This is a genomic window from Micromonospora inyonensis (genome assembly GCF_900091415.1).
GTDB classification, from domain to species: Bacteria; Actinomycetota; Actinomycetes; order Mycobacteriales; family Micromonosporaceae; genus Micromonospora; species Micromonospora inyonensis.
Map to the genome: position 1 here is coordinate 2819119 of NZ_FMHU01000001.1, position 20627 is coordinate 2839745.

18 protein-coding genes are annotated in these 20627 nt (G+C 70.0%); 7 read left to right on the forward strand and 11 right to left on the reverse strand.

The window, feature by feature from the left end; all coding sequences use genetic code 11:
* Window positions 1–81: 81 nt before the first annotated feature.
* The gene (locus GA0074694_RS12760) at window positions 82–759 is read left to right on the forward strand and encodes a G5 domain-containing protein (RefSeq protein WP_091457474.1); all 678 of its coding nucleotides are present in this window, start codon (window positions 82–84) and stop codon (window positions 757–759) included.
* 103 nt (window positions 760–862) lie between these two features.
* Here the strand turns inward: GA0074694_RS12760 and GA0074694_RS12765 are convergent, their stop codons facing one another.
* Genes GA0074694_RS12765 through GA0074694_RS12775 form a run of 3 tightly spaced genes read right to left on the reverse strand, consistent with a single transcriptional unit; the run spans window position 863 to window position 4144 of the window.
* Window positions 863–1294 (reverse strand): DUF779 domain-containing protein, encoded by a 432-nt coding sequence (locus GA0074694_RS12765; protein ID WP_091457477.1) that lies wholly within the window; start codon window positions 1292–1294, stop codon window positions 863–865.
* A complete protein-coding gene (gene adh / locus GA0074694_RS12770) occupies window positions 1294–2799 on the reverse strand; it encodes an aldehyde dehydrogenase (RefSeq protein WP_091457481.1) in 1506 nt (501 codons plus the stop codon). The genes GA0074694_RS12765 and adh overlap by 1 nt, the downstream gene beginning before the upstream one ends.
* Window positions 2800–2842: 43 nt before the next feature.
* Window positions 2843–4144 carry a sigma-54-dependent transcriptional regulator family protein gene (locus tag GA0074694_RS12775; protein WP_091459078.1) on the reverse strand — a complete coding sequence of 434 codons (1302 nt, stop codon included), beginning with the start codon at window positions 4142–4144 and terminating at the stop codon, window positions 2843–2845.
* A gap of 183 nt (window positions 4145–4327) precedes the next feature.
* Between GA0074694_RS12775 and GA0074694_RS12780 the strand changes: the two genes are divergently transcribed.
* Window positions 4328–5122, forward strand: a complete 795-nt coding sequence (locus tag GA0074694_RS12780) for a hypothetical protein (RefSeq protein ID WP_091457484.1) — start codon at window positions 4328–4330, stop codon at window positions 5120–5122.
* On the opposite strand, the gene GA0074694_RS12785 is transcribed toward GA0074694_RS12780, so the two are convergent.
* The 7 genes from GA0074694_RS12785 to GA0074694_RS12815 form a co-directional block, all read right to left on the reverse strand.
* A complete protein-coding gene (locus GA0074694_RS12785; protein ID WP_091457487.1) occupies window positions 5073–5492 on the reverse strand; it encodes a PIN domain nuclease in 420 nt (139 codons plus the stop codon). The two genes, GA0074694_RS12780 and GA0074694_RS12785, sit on opposite strands and share 50 nt — an antisense overlap.
* On the reverse strand, window positions 5489–5695 hold the full coding sequence (locus tag GA0074694_RS12790; RefSeq protein ID WP_091459080.1) for a type II toxin-antitoxin system VapB family antitoxin: 207 nt from the start codon (window positions 5693–5695) through the stop codon (window positions 5489–5491). Before GA0074694_RS12790 ends, GA0074694_RS12785 begins: the two co-directional genes overlap by 4 nt.
* Before the next feature lie 86 nt (window positions 5696–5781).
* Window positions 5782–6564 carry a DUF4352 domain-containing protein gene (locus GA0074694_RS12795; protein ID WP_091459082.1) on the reverse strand — a complete coding sequence of 261 codons (783 nt, stop codon included), beginning with the start codon at window positions 6562–6564 and terminating at the stop codon, window positions 5782–5784.
* Between the two features lie 728 nt (window positions 6565–7292).
* Window positions 7293–8801 carry a beta-ketoacyl [acyl carrier protein] synthase domain-containing protein gene (locus GA0074694_RS12800; protein ID WP_218105678.1) on the reverse strand — a complete coding sequence of 503 codons (1509 nt, stop codon included), beginning with the start codon at window positions 8799–8801 and terminating at the stop codon, window positions 7293–7295.
* Window positions 8802–8956: 155 nt separating this feature from the next.
* Window positions 8957–9166 carry an IS66 family transposase gene (locus tag GA0074694_RS12805; RefSeq protein ID WP_176737887.1) on the reverse strand — a complete coding sequence of 70 codons (210 nt, stop codon included), beginning with the start codon at window positions 9164–9166 and terminating at the stop codon, window positions 8957–8959.
* Between the two features lie 117 nt (window positions 9167–9283).
* Entirely contained in the window at window positions 9284–10168 is an 885-nt protein-coding gene (locus tag GA0074694_RS12810; protein ID WP_091457494.1) for an IS982 family transposase, read from the reverse strand.
* Between the two features lie 106 nt (window positions 10169–10274).
* The gene (locus tag GA0074694_RS12815; RefSeq protein ID WP_091457497.1) at window positions 10275–11849 is read right to left on the reverse strand and encodes a S8 family peptidase; all 1575 of its coding nucleotides are present in this window, start codon (window positions 11847–11849) and stop codon (window positions 10275–10277) included.
* Between the two features lie 259 nt (window positions 11850–12108).
* Between GA0074694_RS12815 and GA0074694_RS12820 the strand changes: the two genes are divergently transcribed.
* Complete coding sequence (locus GA0074694_RS12820) at window positions 12109–13548, forward strand: aldehyde dehydrogenase family protein (protein WP_091459083.1); 1440 nt, start codon at window positions 12109–12111, stop codon at window positions 13546–13548.
* 108 nt (window positions 13549–13656) lie between these two features.
* Here GA0074694_RS12820 and GA0074694_RS12825 read toward each other — a convergent pair whose 3' ends face one another.
* Window positions 13657–14889 carry an SUKH-3 domain-containing protein gene (locus tag GA0074694_RS12825; protein WP_091457501.1) on the reverse strand — a complete coding sequence of 411 codons (1233 nt, stop codon included), beginning with the start codon at window positions 14887–14889 and terminating at the stop codon, window positions 13657–13659.
* 77 nt (window positions 14890–14966) lie between these two features.
* On the opposite strand from GA0074694_RS12825, the gene GA0074694_RS12830 reads away from it, so the two are divergent.
* Genes GA0074694_RS12830 through GA0074694_RS12845 form a run of 4 tightly spaced genes read left to right on the forward strand, consistent with a single transcriptional unit; the run spans window position 14967 to window position 20602 of the window.
* The gene (locus GA0074694_RS12830) at window positions 14967–15392 is read left to right on the forward strand and encodes a YbaB/EbfC family nucleoid-associated protein (protein WP_091457505.1); all 426 of its coding nucleotides are present in this window, start codon (window positions 14967–14969) and stop codon (window positions 15390–15392) included.
* A complete protein-coding gene (locus GA0074694_RS12835) occupies window positions 15385–15732 on the forward strand; it encodes a hypothetical protein (RefSeq protein ID WP_091457508.1) in 348 nt (115 codons plus the stop codon). Before GA0074694_RS12830 ends, GA0074694_RS12835 begins: the two co-directional genes overlap by 8 nt.
* Before the next feature lie 17 nt (window positions 15733–15749).
* Entirely contained in the window at window positions 15750–20168 is a 4419-nt protein-coding gene (locus tag GA0074694_RS12840) for a toxin glutamine deamidase domain-containing protein (protein ID WP_091457512.1), read from the forward strand.
* On the forward strand, window positions 20165–20602 hold the full coding sequence (locus tag GA0074694_RS12845; protein WP_091457515.1) for a hypothetical protein: 438 nt from the start codon (window positions 20165–20167) through the stop codon (window positions 20600–20602). Before GA0074694_RS12840 ends, GA0074694_RS12845 begins: the two co-directional genes overlap by 4 nt.
* Window positions 20603–20627 lie beyond the last annotated feature (25 nt).

Consider the following 20627-nt stretch of genomic DNA (forward strand, 5'->3'; position numbering starts at 1 on the left):
TCGCGCCGGACGCCGAGGAGCGGTGCGCGTCCGTTCCGGTTGGCCATTGCCACCGCGTGCGATGCGATCGAAACTTTCTTCATGACGTCGTCTCGGTCGTCCCGTCGCAAGGGCGCCGACCGGCCGCGTCCGGCCAGCGGCGGGTCCGGTGGCCGGACCACGGTGGCGCTCCTCGCCGGGATGCTCACCTTCGTGCTCGCCTGCGGCGCGGAGTTGACGGTGGTCGGCGCGCTGTTCGGTTTCCGCCCCGGCGGGTCACCGGTGGCGGACGGGTCGCAGGCGGAGTGGGCCGACCCGGACGCCCTGTCGCCCGTCCCGCCGACAGCCGGGAGCCCGTCCCCGTCGGGGAACGTGGAGACGAAGCAGGTCACCGAGACGGCCCGGATCCCCTACCCGGTGCAGATCGTGGACGACCCGGCCCTGCCCGAGGGGCAGCAGGTGGTCCGGATCCGAGGGGTCGCCGGCGTGAAGACACTGACCTACGAGGTGACCCGGGTCGACGGCGAGCCGACCGACAAGCGGCTGCTCCGCTCGACGGTCACCCGGGCCCCGGTGACGCAGGTGGTGGCGGTGGGCACGTCCACCACGGCGGCGTGCGATCCGAACTACGGCGGGTGCGTGCCGGTCGCCGAGGACGTCGACTGCGCCGGGCGGGGCGACGGCCCGGCCTGGATCACCGGCACGGTCAAGGTGACCGGTTCCGACGTGTACCGTCTGGACCGCGACGACAACGGCGTCGCCTGTGACGAGAAGACCTGATCCGTACGCGGGCGATCGTGGTGGCGACCGGCCCCGCCCCGGGGCGCGTCGCCACCACGATCCACCGGACACGGCCGGCGGGCGGCATGGCGAGCCGGAGGCGTCAGGTCGCCAGGTCGGAGCGGATGAGGAAACGGACGCCCTCCGGGGCCTCCAGCGAGAATCCGCTGCCCCGGCCGGGCACCACGTCCACGGCCAACGTGGTGTGCCGCCACAGCTCCCACTGGCTCGCCGACATCCAGAACTCGACCGGCTCCGGAACCCCCTCGACCTCCAGCGCCGCGAGCCGTACGTCCGACGCCCCGGTCCGGAACTCGCCGGCCGGAAAGCACATCGGCGCGCTGCCGTCGCAGCAGCCGCCGGACTGGTGGAACATCAGCGGCCCGTGCCGCTCCCGCAGCGACCGGATCAGTTCGGCCGCCGCAGGGGTGAGGGAGACCGGCGGTGCGGCGGTGCCCGCGTCGGGGGTGAGGGAGACCGGCGGTGCGGTGGTGCCCGGCGAACCGGGCTCCACCGCGTCGGGACCGCCGGGCATCAGAAGAAGCCGAGCTTCTTGGGGGAGTAGCTGACCAGCAGGTTCTTGGTCTGCTGGTAGTGCTCCAGCATCATCTTGTGGTTCTCCCGGCCGATGCCGGACTGCTTGTAACCGCCGAACGCGGCGTGCGCCGGGTACGCGTGGTAGCAGTTCGTCCAGACCCGGCCGGCCTGGATCGCCCGACCCGCCCGGTACGCGGTGTTCATGTCCCGGGTCCAGACGCCCGCGCCCAGCCCGTACAGCGTGTCGTTGGCGATCTTGACTGCGTCGGCCAGGTCGGCGAAGGGGGCCACGGAGACCACCGGCCCGAAGATCTCCTCCTGGAAGATCCGCATCGAGTTGTCGCCCTCGAAGATCGTCGGCTGCACGTAGTACCCGCCGGACAGTTCGCCGCCCAGGTCGGCGCGCTCGCCGCCGGTGAGTACCTTCGCGCCCTCCTTCCGGCCGATGTCCAGGTACGACAGGATCTTCTCCAGCTGGTCGTTGGACGCCTGCGCCCCGATCATCGTCTCGGTGTCCAGCGGATGGCCCTGCCGGACGGCCTTCGTCCGCTCCAAGGCGGCGGGCAGGAAGTCGGCGTAGTGCCCCTGCTGGATCAGCGCACGGGACGGGCAGGTGCAGACCTCGCCCTGGTTCAGGGCGAACATGGTGAACCCTTCGAGCGCTTTGTCGAAGAAGTCGTCCCGCGCGGCGCTGACGTCGTCGAAGAAGATGTTCGGGCTCTTGCCGCCCAGCTCCAGGGTGACCGGCCGGATGTTCTCGCTGGCGTACTGCATGATCAGCCGGCCGGTGGTGGTCTCCCCGGTGAACGCCACCTTCGCCACCCGGGGCGAGGAGGCCAGCGGCTTGCCCGCCTCGACACCGAAACCGTTGACGACGTTCAGCACGCCGGGCGGGAGCAGGTCGGCCACGAGCGAGAGCCAGTAGTGGATCGACGCCGGGGTCTGCTCGGCCGGCTTGAGCACCACCGCGTTGCCGGCGGCGAGCGCCGGAGCCAGCTTCCAGGTCGCCATGAGCAGCGGGAAGTTCCACGGGATGATCTGCGCGACCACGCCGAGCGGCTCGTGGAAGTGGTAGGCGACCGTGTCGTCGTCCAGTTCGCCGAGGGAGCCCTCCTGCGCCCGGATCGCCCCGGCGAAGTAGCGGAAGTGGTCGATCGCCAGCGGGATGTCGGCGGCCAGGGTCTCGCGGACCGGCTTGCCGTTCTCCCAGGTCTCGGCGACCGCCAGGTCCTCCAGGTGCTCCTGCATCCGGTCGGCGATCCGGTTGAGCAGCAGGGCCCGCTCGGCCACCGGGGTCCGCCCCCACGCGTCGGCCGCGCCGTGCGCCGCGTCGAGCGCCTTCTCGACGTCCGCGGCGGTGCCCCGTGCCACCTCGCAGAACGTCTGCCCGGTCACCGGCGTCGGGTTCTCGAAGTACCGGCCGTCGTGCGGCCTGACGTACTCGCCGCCGATGAAGTGGTCGTACCGGGACTGCCAGTGCGTCGGCGCGTCGTAACGCGTCATGGGTACCTCCGCCGTCCGTGGTGGTGGTGTGACGGCGGCCACGCTAGTTACCGGGACGTTGCAACGACGTTGCGCCGCTGAGTCCGTACTCCCTCGTGAGCTGCTGGACCCGGGCGACCGCGAGCGGCCGGCGCGGCGTGCCCGGCGGCAGCGCCCGCGCCAGGGCCTGCCACGCCGCCAGGTCGTCGGCCCCGGCGGGCGTCGCGGTCCACCCCGCGAGCAGCGTCGGGTCGCCGCCGGCCAGCGCGGCGGCGCGGAGCTGGCCGTCGAGCAGCCGGCGCAGTCGCGTCACTCCCGGCGCGTCCGAGGCGGGCAGCAGACTTCCCGGGTACGCGTCGAGCGCGCCCGCCACCTCGCCGCGTTCCAGCAGCTCGACGACGGTACGGAAGTCCGCCCGCACCACCGGGCGCAGCCGGTACGGGCGGGAGTCGAGCAGCTCGGGGCCGAGGATGCGACGCAGCCGGGACAACTCGGCGCGCAGGGTGACCGGGTGCAGCCGGTCGTCGCCGTAGAGATCCAGGCCGAGCTGCTCGCCGGTCCGCCCCTCGGGGTGCTGGAGCAGCAGCACCAGCAGTTCGCTGTGCCGGCGACCGAGCCGGATCCGCCGCCCGGCGACCCGCAGTTCCGCCTCGTCCCGACCGAGCGCGGTCACCGTGACCGCGTCCGGCTCGACCGACCCGCCCTGCCCCGGCGGCCCGGCCAGCCACGCCTCGGCCGCCCGCGCGGTGGCCCGGACCAGTGCCAGGCTCTGCGGGTTCGCCAGGTGGTCGCCGCCGGTGATGTCCACCGCGCCGAGCAGCCGCCCGGTCGCCGGATCGTGGATCGGCGCGGCGGCGCACGTCCAGGGCTGCACCGGACGGCTGAAGTGCTCGGTGGCGAAGATCTGCACGCTGTGGTCGACCGCGAGGGCGGTGCCCGGCGCGTTGGTGCCGGCGTGCGCCTCGTCCCACCGCGCGCCGGGCACGAAGTTCATCCGCTCGGCCCGCCGCAGTACCCCCGGATGCCCCTCCACCCAGAGCAGCCGTCCGTACGCGTCGCAGACCGCCATCAGGTGGGCCCCATCGGTGGCGATGCCGCCGAGCAGGTCCCGGAAGAGCGGCAGCACCCGGGCCAGCGGATGAGCCGCCCGGTAACTCTCCAGGTCGCAGCCGGTCAGTTCGACCGGCGGGGTGCTCTCCGGGTCGAGCAGCGCGTACGCCGAGCGCCGCCACGACCGGTGCACCACGTCGCGTACCTGCTGCTGGCTGGTGCCACCAGTCAGGAACGCCTCGTGGGCGGCACCGACCTGTGCGATCCGTTCGTCCGGATCGGCACCGAATTCCAGGGCGAGCCACGGGTCAGCCACGGCGACCTCCTCCCGCCCATCGTGACCCAGCTCATCGCCGGTCGCCAAGGGCGTTCCCGGACAAGGTCCGTGCCCAGCGTCCGGTCGCCCCGGTAGTCCGCCGGCGTGAGGACGCGGGGAGCAGGGGAGCGACCGGATGCGTGAGGATTCGCCGCGCTGGAGGCAGATCAACCCGAGGCGGCGGTGACGCTCTACGAGATGGCCACCGGCACCCTGCCGAAGTGGGGGGAGAATGCCAACCCGGCGGCGGTCAGCGACGAGGTGACCCTCGACCCGGCGGCGTTCGACCCTGCGGTGGCGGACCGCATGGTGGAGTTCTTCGCCCGCGCGCTGGCCCGGGACGCCGCCCGACGGTTCGACACGGTTGACGACATGACCGACGCCTGGCGGGCCATCTTCCAGCAGGTCCCGCAGTCCGCGCCGACCCTGGCTGCCGCAGGCCGACCGGCGGTCGGGTTGAACCGGTCGTCCCCGCTCGCCGCCGCCGAGCTGACCGCCCGCGCCCGCTCGGCGCTGGAACGCCTCGGCACCGCGACCCTCCTGGCCGAACTACGCGCGCTCGGCATCCCGTGGGAGGCGATCGTCGCCGCCGACAACGGCTCTCCGACCGACGCCGACTTCCGCAGCCTGACCGAGCTGGTGCAGCACCACGTCGTACCGGCGGTGTCGGCGGCGGTGGCCGCCGCCGACGGCCCGGTGCTGCTCACCGAGGCCGCGCCGCTGGTCCGCTACGGTCAGCTCCGGCTGCTCCAGGAGCTGGCCGATCCGACCCGTCCCCGCCCGGCGGCGCGGCTGCTGCTGGGTGGCGGCCCGGCGGGCCGAACCGGCGCTGCTGGACGGCGTGCAGTTGCCGTTGACCGCCCCGGCCAGCCAGTCGGTCTGGCTGGCCGACCCCTGGCTGGACCGGGTCACAGCATGACGACGCAGGTTACTCTGCGGTTTCGGGGGCCACGACCCATCGCGTGGGCTGGCTGGTGATAGCGGCGATCAGGTCGTAGTCGCCGTCGTAGTGCAGCACCGTGGCCCCGTGGCGTTCGGCGGTCGCGGCGATCACGAGGTCGGCCAGGGAAAGCGCGCGATGGTTTCCTCTGCGGAGCGCTTGAACCTGGATGTCGATTGCCCGATCCCAGACCTCGTCGGGCATGGTGAGCCAATCGAAGCCGCGCAGCAGCCAGCGGGCACGTTTGGCGTCGGACGGGGTACGGGCGCTGTGAATAACCTCGATCTCGACCGCCCCGCAGACCGCGAGCAACCCCTGGTCGGAAAGCTCGTCCAGGACCGGGGCCACGGTGGGTTTGGGCCAGCGGGCCAGAGCGGACTTATCCAGCAGGTAACGAGTCCGGGTCACGCCGCGTCCGGCTCGGCGTGGGCCGGGTCGGTGAGATCGGGAAGTCCACCTTCCTTCAGCCAGTCGGCAAACTCCCGACGCTTGCGTCGATTCACCACGTCTTGAAGGGCGGCGTTGACGGTCGCCTTCTTGCCGTTGGTGCCGAGGATTCGTGCCGCCTCGGCGAGTAGTTCATCATCGATGTCGACGATCGTGCGCGACACGGTGCCTCCTCCGTAGCCGATGAACCGCACTATGATATCAATCGGTAGGGATCTTGATATCACGGTGCGGCTTCCGGCCTGGCGGGTCAGAGCGTGACAACGGCGTCCTCGGCGAGAGTGAAGAGCCCGGAGTCGAGAGTGATGCTGGTCAGCTTCGTGCCCTTGGGCACGTCGAAGAAGACGAACGCCCGGATCGAATTGCCGGGGTTGATCTCTTCGAGGAAGCCCGCGCCACTCTTGTTGCCGTAGATGCCGGCCTCGCCGTCGGCGCTGTACTCGCGTCCGCCGCCGTCCTGGGCGGTGATCGTCCCGTCGGCGTGGAACAGCTGTGCCTTCTTCGTCATGTTCTTCACCGAGATGTCGGCCCGGCAGAACGTGCCCTGCGCCTTGGTGTTCAGGAACGAGTCGCCGACCGAGCCGATACCGCACTTCACCCCGTGGACCGTGAACTGGAAGTCACCGCCGCGCACCGGCTGGCCGACCTTGTACGTCTTCGGGCCGTCCTCGGTCGGCTTCGGCTTGGCCGTGGCCGGGGCGGCCGAGGACGGCTTCGCGTCTGTGGCGGGCGGCGGGGCGGAGGCGGTCGTCGCCCCGGTGGTGGTGTCGGCGTCGCTGGACAGGGCGATGACCATCGAGCCGCCGCAGCAGAGCACCAGCGTCACCGCCCCGCCGATCAGGGTCGGGAGCAGCCACTTCTTCTTGGGCGGGGGCATCGGGGCCCCCGGGAACGGCTGAGCCATCGCGGGCTGTCCGGGGGGAGCAGGGTACGCCGGGGGTGCCGGCGGCTGCTGGTCCAACGCGTACCCCGGCGAGGGCGGCAGCCCACCCTGGTGCGGCGGCTGCTGGTCGGGGTAGCCCGGAACGCTCATGCTGATCTCCACAGTGGTATGTGCGCTCATCCCACAACGAGCGCCGGAACGACCCTGCCAGAGCGCTCGCACGTCGCCATCAGCCTGATCGGTCGGACAATCCACCCTGCCACTGACCGAATGTGGCGTGCCATGGACGAAGGGGTGAGCTGGTGCATGACAGGCCACGAAGATCCACACTTCACGGGTTGTGACCTGTCCCGCGACGAGTCCTTGTCCTGCCGCCCGTGTCGGAATCTCGACAGGGCAGGCCGAATGCCAGGGCATCAGCATCCACAAGAGAGTTGCTGATGTGATACGACTTCACGAATACCGCTGCGCACGATCGTGCTCGAGAACTACCGCTGCTTCTGGGGTCGGCAGGAGATCGAGCTGGCCCCGGTGACCGTGGTGCTCGGCAAGAACAACTCCGGCAAGAGCGTCCTGACCCGCGCCCCCCTGGTGATCGCCACCGGCCTCGACACGACGAGTACGGCTCCGCTCGACCTGGACAGCCTCGATCCGCAGCCGGTGGACGGGTTCGCCGATCTGATCTTCGAGCAGAGCCCGCACGGCAGGTTCGGGATCGGTGTCGAGGTGGACGGGCGAAAGGGATTCAGCCTCGAAGCGACGATCCAGAACCTGGACGACCTGCGGACCGCCTTCGTCCGGGACCTGACCCTCCGCAACAAAGACCTTGACCTGTCGCTCGCCTGGGCCGGTGCTACTTCGGGTCTCAACCGCTTCAACTACCGGTTCAGTGTGGCCGGACAGAAGCCCGTCGTACGCCCGATGACCTTCCAGGGCTTGGTGCCGATGCCGCTAAAGGCTGGCTCCCTACCGCCGGGGATGTTCGAGAGTTCGCCACGATTCCGGCGCCCGAACTCACCCTCGGGCCGGTCCGCTACCTCAGTTCCTACCGGCAGCGGCCGGAGCGGCAGCACCGGCTGCCGCTCGGTACCCCCGGTGCGATCGGCGAGCAGGGGCAGGGCGTCGCCGGACTCCTTGCCGACGACCAGGCACGCCGCAGCGGCGAGCTGCTCGCCCGGGTCAACGAGCATCTCCAACTGATCGTTCCGGGCTGGCGGATCGACGAGATCGAGTCCGGCCCGCTCTGGTCGATCGTCCTGACCCGGGAGGGCAGTCCGGTGCGGGTTAACCTGGCCGACGCCGGGACGGGGCTGTCGCAGGTCCTGCCGATCATCGTGCAGTGCGCGTTGGACGAGCTGTACGGCCAGAGGATGTCGCCAGCCCTCCAGATCGAGCACCTCGCCGATCGCGGTGGCCTCGATGGGATCCCCCACCGCGGTCCCGGTGCCGTGCGCCTCGAAGTAGCCGATCGAGCGGGGATCGACCCCGCCCGCCCTGCAGGTCTGCCGGATCACCGAGCGCTGCGCCTCAGCGCTCGGCACAGTGATCCCCGGGGTACGCCCGTCCTGGTTCACTGCGGATCCGCGGACGACCGCGTAGACGCGATCGCCGTCGCGTTCGGCGGCGGCGAGGGGTTTGAGCACGACGACCCCCGCGCCCTCGGCCCGGCCGTATCCGTTCGCCCGATGGTCGAACGACTTGCAGCGGCCGTCCGGGGACAGGAACTGTCCCTTGGACATCAGGATCGTGGTCACGGGGTTGACCATCACATTCACCCCGCCGGCCACCGCGAGGTCGCATTCGCCTCTGGCCAATGCGGTGCAGGCATGGTGGAGCGCTACCAGCGACGAGGAACAGGCGGTGTCGACGGTCAGGCTGGGCCCGCGCCAGTCGAAGGTGTACGACAGCCGTGCCGCAAGGATGGTCATGCTCACCCCGGTCGGCGTAGCAGTGCTGACCAAGTGCCGGTTCGCGTCCGCGAGTTGCAGCGTCGCGGCATCGAACGTGAATCCACCGATGTACGCGCCCACGTTGGCACCCGCCGTCGAGCTTGGCGGCAGTCCCGCGTCCTCGAACGCCTCCCAGGTGACTTCGAGGAGTAAACGCTGCTGCGGGTCGAGCGCCGCAGCCTCACGTGGTGCCATTCCGAAGAAGCCGGCGTCGAACCGGTCGACCGGCGATCGTAGGAAGCCACCCTGCCGGACGAACATCCGGCCCGGCGTCGCGGGATCCGAATCGAAGTGAGCGTCCGCGCGCCACCGGTCCGGAGGAATCTCCCCGATGGCATCGGTGCCCGCGGCGATCACCTCCCAGAAGCTGCGTGGATCATCGATGCCGCCGGGATAACGGCAGCCAATACCGATGATTGCGATGGGCTCGTATCGCACCGGCTCGCGACCCTGCCTCGTCGCCGGACCGGACCCAACCAGGCTGCCGGCAGCGGGGGTTGTGAAGGCAACAGGTTCTCTCAAAGTGACACCTCGACCTCGGTCGGATTGGGCATGGTCGGATCGAATACGCACAGCGGCGAGGCAGTTACTGTTCAGCGGATTCCGGGGGTCCAGGCGTGTCCGTTGTGGAGTCGAGTGAGGGCTTCGAGAGCGTTGATTCCCTGTTTGCGGGCGGTGGACAGGTAGCTGCGGATGGCGCAGAACGTCTGGGCTCCGGTCCAGGTACGTAGCCCGCCGCTGGTTCTTCGTCGGACTTTGACCATGCGGATGTCCCGTTCGGCGAGGGAGTTGTCGAACGGCACGCGTAGATCGTGGGCAGGTCGAACCCCTGCCGCGCCTCCATCGACGTCACCGGTGTCCGCCCTTCCTACCACCCGACGGGTGTGCGGTGGTGACTAGATGATTGATGCCTTGAAGATTCAGTGGTCGTAGGCGATGAGGGACCGCTTCACGGGCGCTTCGATGGTCCAGTTGTGCCAGATGGCGGCGGTCAGGGCCAGGAGGCGTTGCGCGACCCGGACGAATACCTCGGCCAGGCTCCGCCCGCCGTGGGCTTCCAGGTCGAGTTGGCCCTTCAGGGTGTCGAACACCGCTTCGACCCACTGCCGGACGCGGGCGAGCTTGCCGAAGCGGGTGGGCTCGCCCTTGCGGTCGGGTCGGACGAAGTGGGCGCCGAGTTGCTCGGTGATGAACCCCTCGAAGTCCCTGCCGGCGAAGCCCTTGTCGCCGAGCAGGACCTGCCCGGCTGTGACGAGGTGGTGGTCGGCTTCCAGCAGGGCGGTCATGACCTCGCGTTCGCCGAGTTTGGGGTGGGCCAGTCCCCAGATGACGGGCGTCCCTTCGGGGGTGCAGACCAGGTAGAGCCGGAATCCCCAGAAGAAGCGGGAGTGGGAGGCGCAGTAGCCGTAGCCGGCGTCGCCGGCCAGGTCGGAGCGCTTGACGGTCTCCCTCGACGTGCCGCAGGGCAGCGGGGTGGAGTCGATCAGCCGTAGGTGGTCGTGCCAGGACGGCGTTCGGGTGGCCAGCTGACGCATCACCCGCGCGAGCAGCGGCCCGGCCTTGCGCATGCGCTTGTTGTAGCCGTCTTGACCGGGCAGGTAGGGGAACATGCCGCGCAGGTGCTTACGCGCATACCGCAGCCAGTGCCGCTCGGACGGAAACCGCAACAGCACCTGCATCACGGCCAGGCAGACCAGCGCGGCCGGGGTGAGTAGCGGGCGTCGCCCCCGGCCGGAGGGTCGTTCGAGGAGATCGTCGATCTCCACGTAGAGTGCGGTCACGAGGGTGTCCAGATCAGCGTCCACGAACAGCTCCAGTAGCTCGACGTCGGGTAAGCAACGCCGATCTTGGACACCCTCACCACGTCTACCCGGCAGTGACACACCCGCCGATCTTCAAGGCATCAATCATCTAGAGGTTCAGGGTCCAGCTGTTCAGGTAGCCGACGTCCCCGCTGGCCGCGTCCTGTACCCGCAGCGTCCAGGTGCCGTTACGGATCTCCGAGGAGAGGTTCACCGTGTAGGTCTGGTTGATGTTGTCGGTGGAGCTGCCGGTGCGGTTGTGCAGGGTGTACACGCTGCCGTCCGGCGCGACCAGGCTGACGACCAGGTCGCCGATCCAGGTGTGCACGATGCTGATCGCGACCGTGCTGGCCGACGAGGCGTTGCCGGTGCAACCCGTGACCGTGACGGTGCTGGACACGGTGGCGTTGTCGCGGATGGTCACGTCGGTGCCGTTGGTCCGCGAGCAGCCGGTGGGCGGCGTGGTGGTGCCGCCGTTGCCGACGTAGAGCAGCTTGTTCGGCGAGCCGGTGCCCGGGCTGGTCACCACGTTGCTGGTCGCGTCGTTGACCAGCTTGTCGCGGACCTGCTGAGGGGTGAAGGTCGGGTTCGCGGCGAGCACGAGCGCGGCGGCGCCGACCACGTGCGGGGTCGCCATCGAGGTGCCGCTGATGCTGTTGGTGGCCGTGTTGCTGGTGTGCCACGCCGACGTGATCGAGCTGCCCGGGGCGAAGATGTCCAGGCAGGTGCCGATGTTGGAGTAGCTGGCCCGGGCGTCGTTGGACTGGGTCGCGCCCACGGTGATGCCGGCGGGGGTGCTGGCCGGCGAGCTGTTGCAGGCGTTCGCGCCGTAGTCGTTGCCGGCAGCGAGGCCGTAGGTGACGCCGTCGGCGATCGACCGGGCGACCGCGTCGTTGGTGGCCTGGTCGAAGCCACCGCCGAGGCTCATGTTGGCGACCGCCTTCTCCCCGGCGGCGTGGTTCCCGGTCACCCAGTCGACGCCGGCGATGACCCCGGCGTTGGTGCCGCTGCCCTGGCAGTCGAGCACCCGGACGCCGACCAGGGTGACGCCCTTGGCCATGCCGTACGCGGTGCCGCCGACGGTTCCGGCGACGTGCGTGCCGTGGCCGTTGCAGTCGTCGGCGGTGCCGCCGTCGACCGAGTCGAAGCCGGAGATCGCCCGACCGCCGAAGTCGCTGTGCGAGAACCGGATGCCGGTGTCGATGATGTACGCCTTCACGCCAGCGCCGTTGTTCGCGTACGTGAACGAGTTGTTGAGCGGTAGGGCGCGCTGGTCGACCCGGTCCAGCCCCCAGGAGGGGGTGGGGGTCTGCGTGGCGGAGATCCGTACCGTGTGGTTCTGCTGGACGTAGCTGACCGACGGGTCGGCGGCGAGCCGCTTGGCCGCCGTCTCCGACATCCGGGCCTCGAAGCCGCGCAGCGCGTGGGAGTACGTCCGGCCGACGGCACCGCCGTGCTTGCTGGCCAGGCCGCGGGCCCGGGTGTCGACCTCGGACCTGCCGACCGTGGTGTCCTTGAACACCACGATGTACGAGTTCTCGACGGCGGTGGCGCCACCAGCGAGCAGGATCTGCCCCTCGGCGGGAGCTGCGGACGCCGGGGTGCCGGACGCCACGGCGGCGGTGACGGCGGCTGCGGCCACGGCGAGACGCCAGTAGCGTCCTGTGGCAGGGGAATCTGTCATCCCTCGGGGTGTTCCTTCCGCTCGACAGCGTGCCGATGACACGCAGATCGATCAGGACTGATCGAGTGACCGGGATCGTATGGCATCGACAGTGATGCAGAGCAAGTTGTTGATCTATTTGTGACCAGGTGGCGGCGGTTTGCTGTCGCAATTCGGGGTAGATCAGACCAGCCGTGACGCATGGTCAACATGTCGATACCGAGTGGCTGTGTCGTGGCGGTCGCCGCCCCGGCCGTCCGTCGTGCTCTACGCTCGCGGCGTGGAGCCCCGTGCCTTCCTCGTCGCCGGTCGTCCCGTCCACGGCGAGGGCGAACTGACCGTGCACCACCCGTACGACGGGCACCCGGTGGGGCGTACCACGTACGCCACGCCGGAGCAGGTCGAAGCCGCCGTCGCGGCAGCCGCCGGGGTGGCCGCGGAGGCCGCGGCCCTGCCCGCGCACGTGCGCGCGGCGGCCCTCGACCATGTCTCCCGCCGGCTCGCCGAACGGGCCGAGGAGATCGCCCGGCTGATCACCGCCGAGAACGGCAAGCCGGTCAAGTGGGCCCGCGCCGAGGTCACCCGGGCAATCTCCACCTTCCGCTGGGCGGCCGAGGAGGCGCGGCGCCTCAGCGGGGAGATGCAACGCCTCGACACCGACCCGACCGCCACCGGACGGATCGCGCTGGTCCGGCGGGTGCCCCGGGGTCCCGTGCTGGGAATCACGCCGTTCAACTTCCCGCTCAACCTGGTCGCCCACAAGGTCGCCCCGGCGGTCGCCGTCGGCGCGCCGATCGTCGTCAAACCGGCTCCCGCCACGCCGCTGTCCGCGCTGCTGCTCGGCGAGATCCTCGCCGAGACCGACCTGCCCGAGGGGATGTTCTCGGTGCTGCCGCTCCCCAACGAGCGCGCCGCCGCCCTGGTCGCCGACCCCCGGCTGCCGGTGGTGTCGTTCACCGGCTCCGGGCCGGTCGGTACGGCGATCCGCCGCGCCGCCCCCGAGAAGCACGTCACGCTGGAACTCGGCGGCAACGCCGCGGCGGTGATCTGCGAGGACTGGAACACCGACGAGGACCTCACCCTCGCCGCGCACCGGATCGCCACCTTCGCCAACTACCAGGCCGGACAGTCCTGCATCGCCGTGCAGCGGGTCTACGTGCACGAATGGCTCTACGACGCGTTCCTGCCCCGACTGGTCGCCGCCGTCCAGGAACTACGGACGGGGGATCCCACCGACGACCACACCGACGTCGGCCCGCTGATCTCGGCCGACGCGGCGGCCCGGGTCGAGGCGTGGGTGGACGAGGCGGCCGTAGCCGGGGCCACCATCGAGGTCGGCGGCCGGCGGGACGGCACCACCTACCCGCCCACCGTGCTGACCGGGGTGCCGGCGGACGCCCGGGTGAACACCGAGGAGGTGTTCGGGCCGGTGCTGGTGGTCACCCGGGTCGAACACGACCGGGCCGCGTTCGCCGCCGTCAACGACTCCGTGTACGGGCTCCAGGCCGGCGTCTTCACCCATCGCCTCGACGTCGCCTTCGCCGCCCACCGGACGCTGGAGGTCGGTGGGGTGATCGTCGGCGACGTGCCCGCGTACCGGGCCGACCAGATGCCGTACGGCGGGGTGAAGGGCAGCGGGGTGGGACGCGAGGGCGTCCGCAGCGCCATGGACGACTACACCGAGCCGAGGGTGCTGGTGCTCACCGGAGTGCAGCTGTAAGGCGGGGTGACAGCAGGGGGTTGGGTGGTAGCAGGGTTGGGTGGTAGCAGGGGCCCCTTGTTACCGCTTTTTGTGTAGGAAGGGTCCCCTGCTACCACCTCAGGGCGCTCACCAGGTGCCGTCGTCGCGCACCCGGGCGGGGGCACGGCCGAGGAGGAGGGTGGTCAGGGCGGCGTCGATGTCCGCGCCGAGGAACCACTCGCCGGCCTGGTCGAGCGCGAAAACCCGACCGAGTTCGTCCACGGCGAAGATGCTCTCCGTCGGGCGTTCCGCCCCGATCGGGAAGAGCCGCATGCCCAGCACCGCCCCGAAGTCCGCCAGCGTGGCGGCGCTGTGCGCGCCGCGCAGGGGACTCATGGTGAAACGACTGATCCACACCTGCTCGCCGGGACCCCTGCGCTTGGAGAACAGCGAGAGGAAGTCGGCCAGTGCCGCCTCGGCGGCAGGGAATGCCTGGTGGCGGTGGGCTGCCGTGCCGATCTCGACGGTCTCCTCGATCGCGATGGGGACGACTTCCGCGATCAGGTCGTCCCTTCCCCAACCTGCGGCGACGAGTGCGTGCGTGACCTCAGGTGAGAAGCGGTAGGGGTCGGGAGCGGGCTGGGGATCGGGACGCCACTCCTGGATCCAGACGGTGTCGTACCAGGGGAGCAGCCGCATCCGGGACAGAGCGGTCGCGCACGAGTCACAAACCTCGTCCGCCGGTCCGCCCTCCGGGTCGCCGGGTTCGCGAATCCGGAAGACCTCCAGACGGGCGCTGTTCAACAGCGCCAGGTACTCCTGGAAGTCCAGAGGTCGCTCCCCCTGGAGGGCACGCTGGTGGTCCACGTCGTGCAGGGCGTCGGAGATGACGACCAGCTCGGCGTGCCGGTCGCCACCGCGCACCAGCTCTCCGGTGCGGAGATTGTCCAGGTAGCCCTGAACCAGCGGATGGTGGTTCAGGGTGAGGTCGCCCTTCGCTCCCTGAGCGGTATAGGTCCGGCCGCCAACGGTGAGGTGCGCCATGGTCCCGGGGGTGGGTAACCGGTGCAGTTCGCGCAGCAGTTGGGCGGTGGGGTCGACGGTGCGGGGCACCGGCTGGGCGGGTCGACGCTGCCGGTAGGTCTGCGCGACGACGTCCGCCGGAACTCGCGGCCAGTGCGAGACCTCTCCGGTCTCCCGATCGATCACGGTGGTCGGTAGGTCACCCGGCATTGCCCGCAGGTCACGAGGCACCGAATACCAGATCACGTATCCGAGGTCGAACTCCTCGACCAACGGGGTGCATTCGTGCCCGAGGCGTTGCGACTCCCGACGCGCCCAGACGGTGGCGAGTTGTTCGGCCTGTTGACGGTCGATCACGGGGTGAAGTTACCCGACCCCACGGATCGGTGACGGACCGGTATGGTCTGGCCTACCCAAGGTGACGGGAGGCGGCATTGGCGGGAAGCACGGACCGGGACGCCAACCGTGCGTTGCGAGCGCGGTTCGACGAGGTGCACGGCCAGTACCAGCAGTTGCGGTCCGGATTGGACGAACTGCAGGGCCGGTTGGCGGATCTGCGCATCACGGAGCGCTCCGACGACGGTCAGGTGACCGCCACCGTCGGTGCCCGAGGGCAGCTGATCTCCGTGGAACTGCATCCGTCGGTCTACCAGGCCCGCGACGCCCAGGCGCTGAGCCGCAAGATCACCTCTACGGTCCAGAAGGCCACCGCCGCCGCGACGGCCGCTATGCAGGAACTGGTCGCTGGCTATCTGCCTGCCAACTCCGGATCGCTGGACTTCCTCCACTCGGGCGACTTCGGCTCTCTGCTCCGTCGAGCCGACGCGCTCATGGGCCACGACGGCGGCCGGCGTGACTGACGGGCAGCTCTGGCTCGACCCGGCACGTGCCCGGCGCGGCGGCATGGACCTCTCGCTCGCCGGCCGGGCGGTCAGGGCGAAACGCGACGGCCTCGGCGCGGAGATCGCGGCGGCGAGCGCCCAGCGTCCCTGGGGGCGGGACGACATCGGCGGCGCGTTCGAGAAGACCTACCGGGGGTTGGAGGCGACTCTGCTGCGCGCCTGGGAGGGAGTCGGCCGGCACGTCGAGGGGCTCGGTGCCGACGTGGTCCGCTCGGTCGACGCCAACGTCGAGACCGATGCCGGCAACGCCGGCCGCCTCAACCGGGTACGTAGCCAGCCTCGGCCCGATGTTCCCTGATCGGTCAGGAGCGCCGTGTGACCGTACTGCCGAGTCCGATCCCGCACCCTCTCGACTTCTGTCCCTGGCAGCTGCCGGACTGGGTCTACGAGGCACTTGACTGGGTGGTCGGCGTCGAGTGGCCGGAGGGGAACGAGCGGGCGGTCTGGGATCTCGCCGACGAGTGGTACGCCGTGGCCGCCGCGTTGGCCGGTCCGCGCGACGACGCCATCACCGCTGCGGGGGAGGTGCTCAGCGGGTACGGGGCGGTGGGAGCGGTTGCGAAGGCCTTCGACGCCGCCTGGCGGAAGGTGGCCGAGGGCGACGAGGCACCCCTGCCGTTGCTGCTCGCGGTCAGCACGGACCTCGGTCGCCTCGTCGAGGAGTGCGGCTGCGACATCGAGGGCGCGAAGCTCGAGGTCTGGATCGAGCTGGGCATCCTGGTGGTCGAACTGCTCGCTATGACCGTAGCGGTCGTCCTCACCGCCGGTGCCGCCTCGCCGGCCGCAGCCGCCGCGATCACCGCGACCCGTTTCGTGGTCCAGCAGATTTTCAAGAAGCTGCTCGCGCAGCTTGCCCGGAAGACCCTCAAGAAGGGTATGCAGGAGGCGACCGAGCGGGCCGCGAAGCAGGTCACCAAGGATGGCCTGCGCGGGCTGGGGCGGAACGCGATACGGAGCGGCCTGTTCGAGGCCGCCCAGGAGGGTGGCGTCAACCTCGCCGTCCAGGGCTACCAGAACTCGACCGGCCGGCGGGACGGCGTGGACCTGGCCGACCTCGGCACCTCCGCCCTCGGCGGCCTGGCCGGCGGTGCCGCTGCCCCGCTCGCCGGATTGGGCAAGCACGCGGGTAGCCGGGGTGGACAGTTCGCCGAGCACCTGGGCCGTGAAATCGGCGGCGAGATGGTCGCCGACCAGGCGGCCAGCCTGGCCACCGGTGGCGGATTCGTCGGCTTGGAGGACGCGGCCCGCGCTGCGGCGTCCGGTGTCACCGGCTCTGTGGTCAGCCAGAGTGACGCGGCGCTCCAGGCACGACTCGACGCCCGGTTGGCCGCAATGAGCGGTACACCCGTTCCCGTGGTCGACACCGCGCCACCCACACCGGGCGTCCCGGCTGCCGACTCGGGTCCATCGCCGATCCCTACCCAACGGACGCCGTCCGACGTCGGCGACACCAGTACGGACGCACCGGCACCCAGAACCCCCGGGACGGACGCCGCGCCGGCTCCGGTTCCGCCCACGCCGAGGGACACCAGTGGCCTGATCGAGGTGGGCGGCTCTGCCGACGTAGGTGGGTTCCCCGAGGCGAGCGGTTCCGTCGGGGCGGACGGGCAGGCCGTCCGTCGACCGGAGAGCGTTCCGCCGGTCGGGGCCGAGCCGGCAACCATCGCCCCCAATCCGCCGTCGACCGTCAGCCCGCCCCTGGCACCCGTCCCAGTTGCCGTGTCGCCGAGTCTGTCGTCCGTCCCGGCGGATCCGGTGCTGGCCGCGTCCCCGGTCACTACGCCCGCGCCGGACCTGGCGGCCACGGCAAGCTCGGTCGGGACGGCGTCAGCGGCCACGCCGACCGTCACCGGCACACCACCACCGACTCCGGCGAACGCGGGCTCGACCAGCGTGCATATCGGCGCGCCAACGGCCGTCGCACCGGCCCCCACACCGGCGGTCCCGTCCGTCCCGGTGGCGGCCTCCGGCGCCGCTCCGCCGGTCGCCACCGTGACCAACACGGCCACGACACCGGTATCGGGCCCGGGGCGGTCGACAGCGACGCCGACGGAGACCACCGGCTTCAGGGCGACCACCCCGGCCAACGCCGATTCCGGCAAGCAGCCCAAGCAGGATCCGCCGGTGCTCGATCTGTCCCTGTTGGAGGCACTGGCTCCGAAGACACGCCATTCGCCATCGCCGCCCCCGCCGGCTCCCGATCCGGAACCCGAGCCCGAGCAGCCGGCAGAGCCTCCGTTCAGAAGCCGCGAGTGGTACGAGAGGACCTGGGCAGCGGATCGGGAGGCGTTCGAACGGCGTCGCTACCGCGGCTACTACGAGGCCCAACGCGCCTGGTTCGAGGACCAGCGACGGGACACCCTCGTCCGGGAACTTCGCAGTGAGGCGGAGGCGCACTACGAGAAGGCGCGCTGGTTCATCAGGCAGGCCTTTGAGCTGCACCGGGCTGGGAAACGTGCCCTGTCCGACCGGTTCATCACGCGCGGGCGTGAGGAGGAACGCCTCGGCCACCAGCAGGTGGATCTCGCCGAGGAGGTGCGGGAGGGCGCGGTCCTGCCGGACGTCACGTTCGTCGAGACCGAGGAGCACTTCCGGCGGATCAACGACGACGTGGCGGAGTTGGCGGTCGGTGGGGTCGAGACCGGCAACCGGTCGGCGCTGACCGGCGACGACGTTCCACCCCCGAGCGACCAGACCCGGCCGTACGGGGAACGTGGCGGGCTGCGCCCGCCGCTGGCGCTGCACCAGACCGACCTGGAACGGCAGATGCCGCGCGAGCCAGACGGAAGCGTGACCCGGACGGCCGACCCCCGCAAGGGCAGATGGTTCTCGCTGGTCAACGACGGCGGACCGAGCGCCGACGCGACCCGGGCGATCAACTGCCTCGACTGCACCCTGTCCACGTACGAGACGTGGGTGCACGGCCGACCCCGCGTCTCCGCGCCGCGTACCTTCGACGGCTACTTCGAGGGTGACGTCAACCGGCCGATCGACGGCGAGTGGGGTGGACCCGGACGGGTGGAGCGGGTCACCGGCGGCGTCTATCAGCGGGTGACCCCGTCGACCGAGGGCCTGGCACCGGCCGCCGCTCGCCAGCAGGTGATGCAGGGGTACGCCGACCTGCACCGGCAACTGCTCACCGGCGGCCACGGCAGCTTCGCCTTCCTCGTGAACACCTGGGAGGGCGGCGGGGCGCACGCATGGGTGGCCCTGAACCAGAACGGCACGGTGCTGTACCTCGACCCGCAGATCGGCACCGTGTCGGACCGTCCGCCGTACTTTCACCGTGGTGTGGCGCATCCGGGGAACGTCGCGGGTCTGGATGCGCTCGTGGTCGGCCCCGATGGCAGGCCACTGCCGCTGCCGGGTTGCGAGGTGGGCGACTTCAGCGAGCAGCGGCCACTGTCCGTTCGGAACGACCAGGCGACGGCAGGACGATCCGGACCGCATCTGGCGCGGACGCAGTTCACGGCAGCTCCCGGGCAGCAGCCGGGCTCGCCGGGCACGAACGCCGACCCACCGCAACCAGAACCGGAGCCCGACGTGCTGCGCGCGGCGCGTGACGGCGCGCGTGACGACCGCATCGCCGCTGGCACTCCCGCGTCCACGGTCATCGCGTCGGCCAGGGATCTCGATGCGGTGTTCTCGGCTGGCGTCAGCCCTGCGGAAGTGGCCGTCGCTGCGGACCGGGCCGCGCTGGGGAGACTCTTCCCGCACCTGGACGAGAGGGCCACCAACGACCTGACGAGCCTGTTAGCCGAACCCCGTGTGCAGCAGATGCTCCAGGAGGCGTGGCGGACCCCGCCCAAGGGCGAGCCGCTGTTGGCAGAGACGCTGGTCCGGCAACTGGCGCAGCGGCCGGATCTCGTCAGCATGGTCCTCGCGACGCCGGAGCTGATGGCTTCGCTCACCGCCCGTCCGCTGACCATGCACCACCTCGCCAGCCACCAGCAGGCCATCGACGTTCTGGTGTCGGTCATGGCTGACATATCTTCTCGCGGTCCCGATGCAGTTGTATCGGCTGGGACACCGGAACCAGAGGCGACACCCTTGACCAACGAACAACGTCGGATCAGTTCGTCGGTCGAGACGCAGGTCGATGATGTCGACCAGCCCGGTTTTGATCAGCGCCGACGTGGAGACAGTGCTTATCGGCGACAGTACCTCGACGGTCTCTACGTTGCGGCGGCGGAAGCCCAGGCCGAACTGGCGGGACTGGCAGAACGGCTGGCCCGGGACGGGAACCAGCAGATCGGAAAGCCGGGTTGGCGTGCTGCTCCAAAAAACCGGCGTCGCGCTGAAGACAAGGTGGATAAGTACCATGGAGATGTGTCGCAGTTACGGGACCTGGCGGCTGCGAAGATCGAGTTTCGATCCCTGGGGCGACTCTATTCAGTGCTCGACCGGCTACGTCACGAATCAGACGTGCGAATCGTATCCATCGATGATCGATTCGAGCGTCCCCAAAGGAGCGGATACCGTGATGTTCAATTGCTCCTAAAGATGTCGAACGGGCACATCGCCGAGTTTCGTCTCCACCTCGCTGCGCTGGATGAGGTGGCCGTTTGGGAGCATGCACTGTACGAGGTGCGGCGGGACCTGAAGGCCCTAGCCAAGCAGGAGGGACGTCCTCTTCGGCTCATGGAGCAGGCGATCTTCGATGGAGTGCTCCGTCGCGAGCAGGAGCTGTTCTGGGGGGCGCTATTGTCGACCTACCGAGAGGAGGCGACATGAATGGCGTCCCAGGGCTCCGACTGCCCTCGTACTTCCGCTACTACACATCGCCAGTAAAACTGGTAGAGGCGCCGGGTGGTGGATTGATGGCTTGGCGAGTCTCGATCGATACGGGCGGTTGGGAGTCCGCCGACGATCTTATCGAGGAGATTCTCTTCGCCGTGGGTGGAGAGGTGTCGACGCTTTCCGCTGCCGACTTCGTGCAGGAGGTCGAGCGCTATCGAGCTCGCTACCTGGACGGTGAGGGGCCGATATTCGCCCTCTACGAGACGGTCAAGGCGATCACAGATGTGGAGCGACGAGAGCGCCGATACCTGACGCCACGAGAACGTGCGATCGTTAACGGCGTCCGCCGGCAGACGTTCGTCATGTTTGAGGAGCAGCTCCAGCAACAGGGCGATCCAGGCGCCGACCCGTCCATCGGGCAGGAGTAGGGCTACGGCGTCCGCCGGACTCACC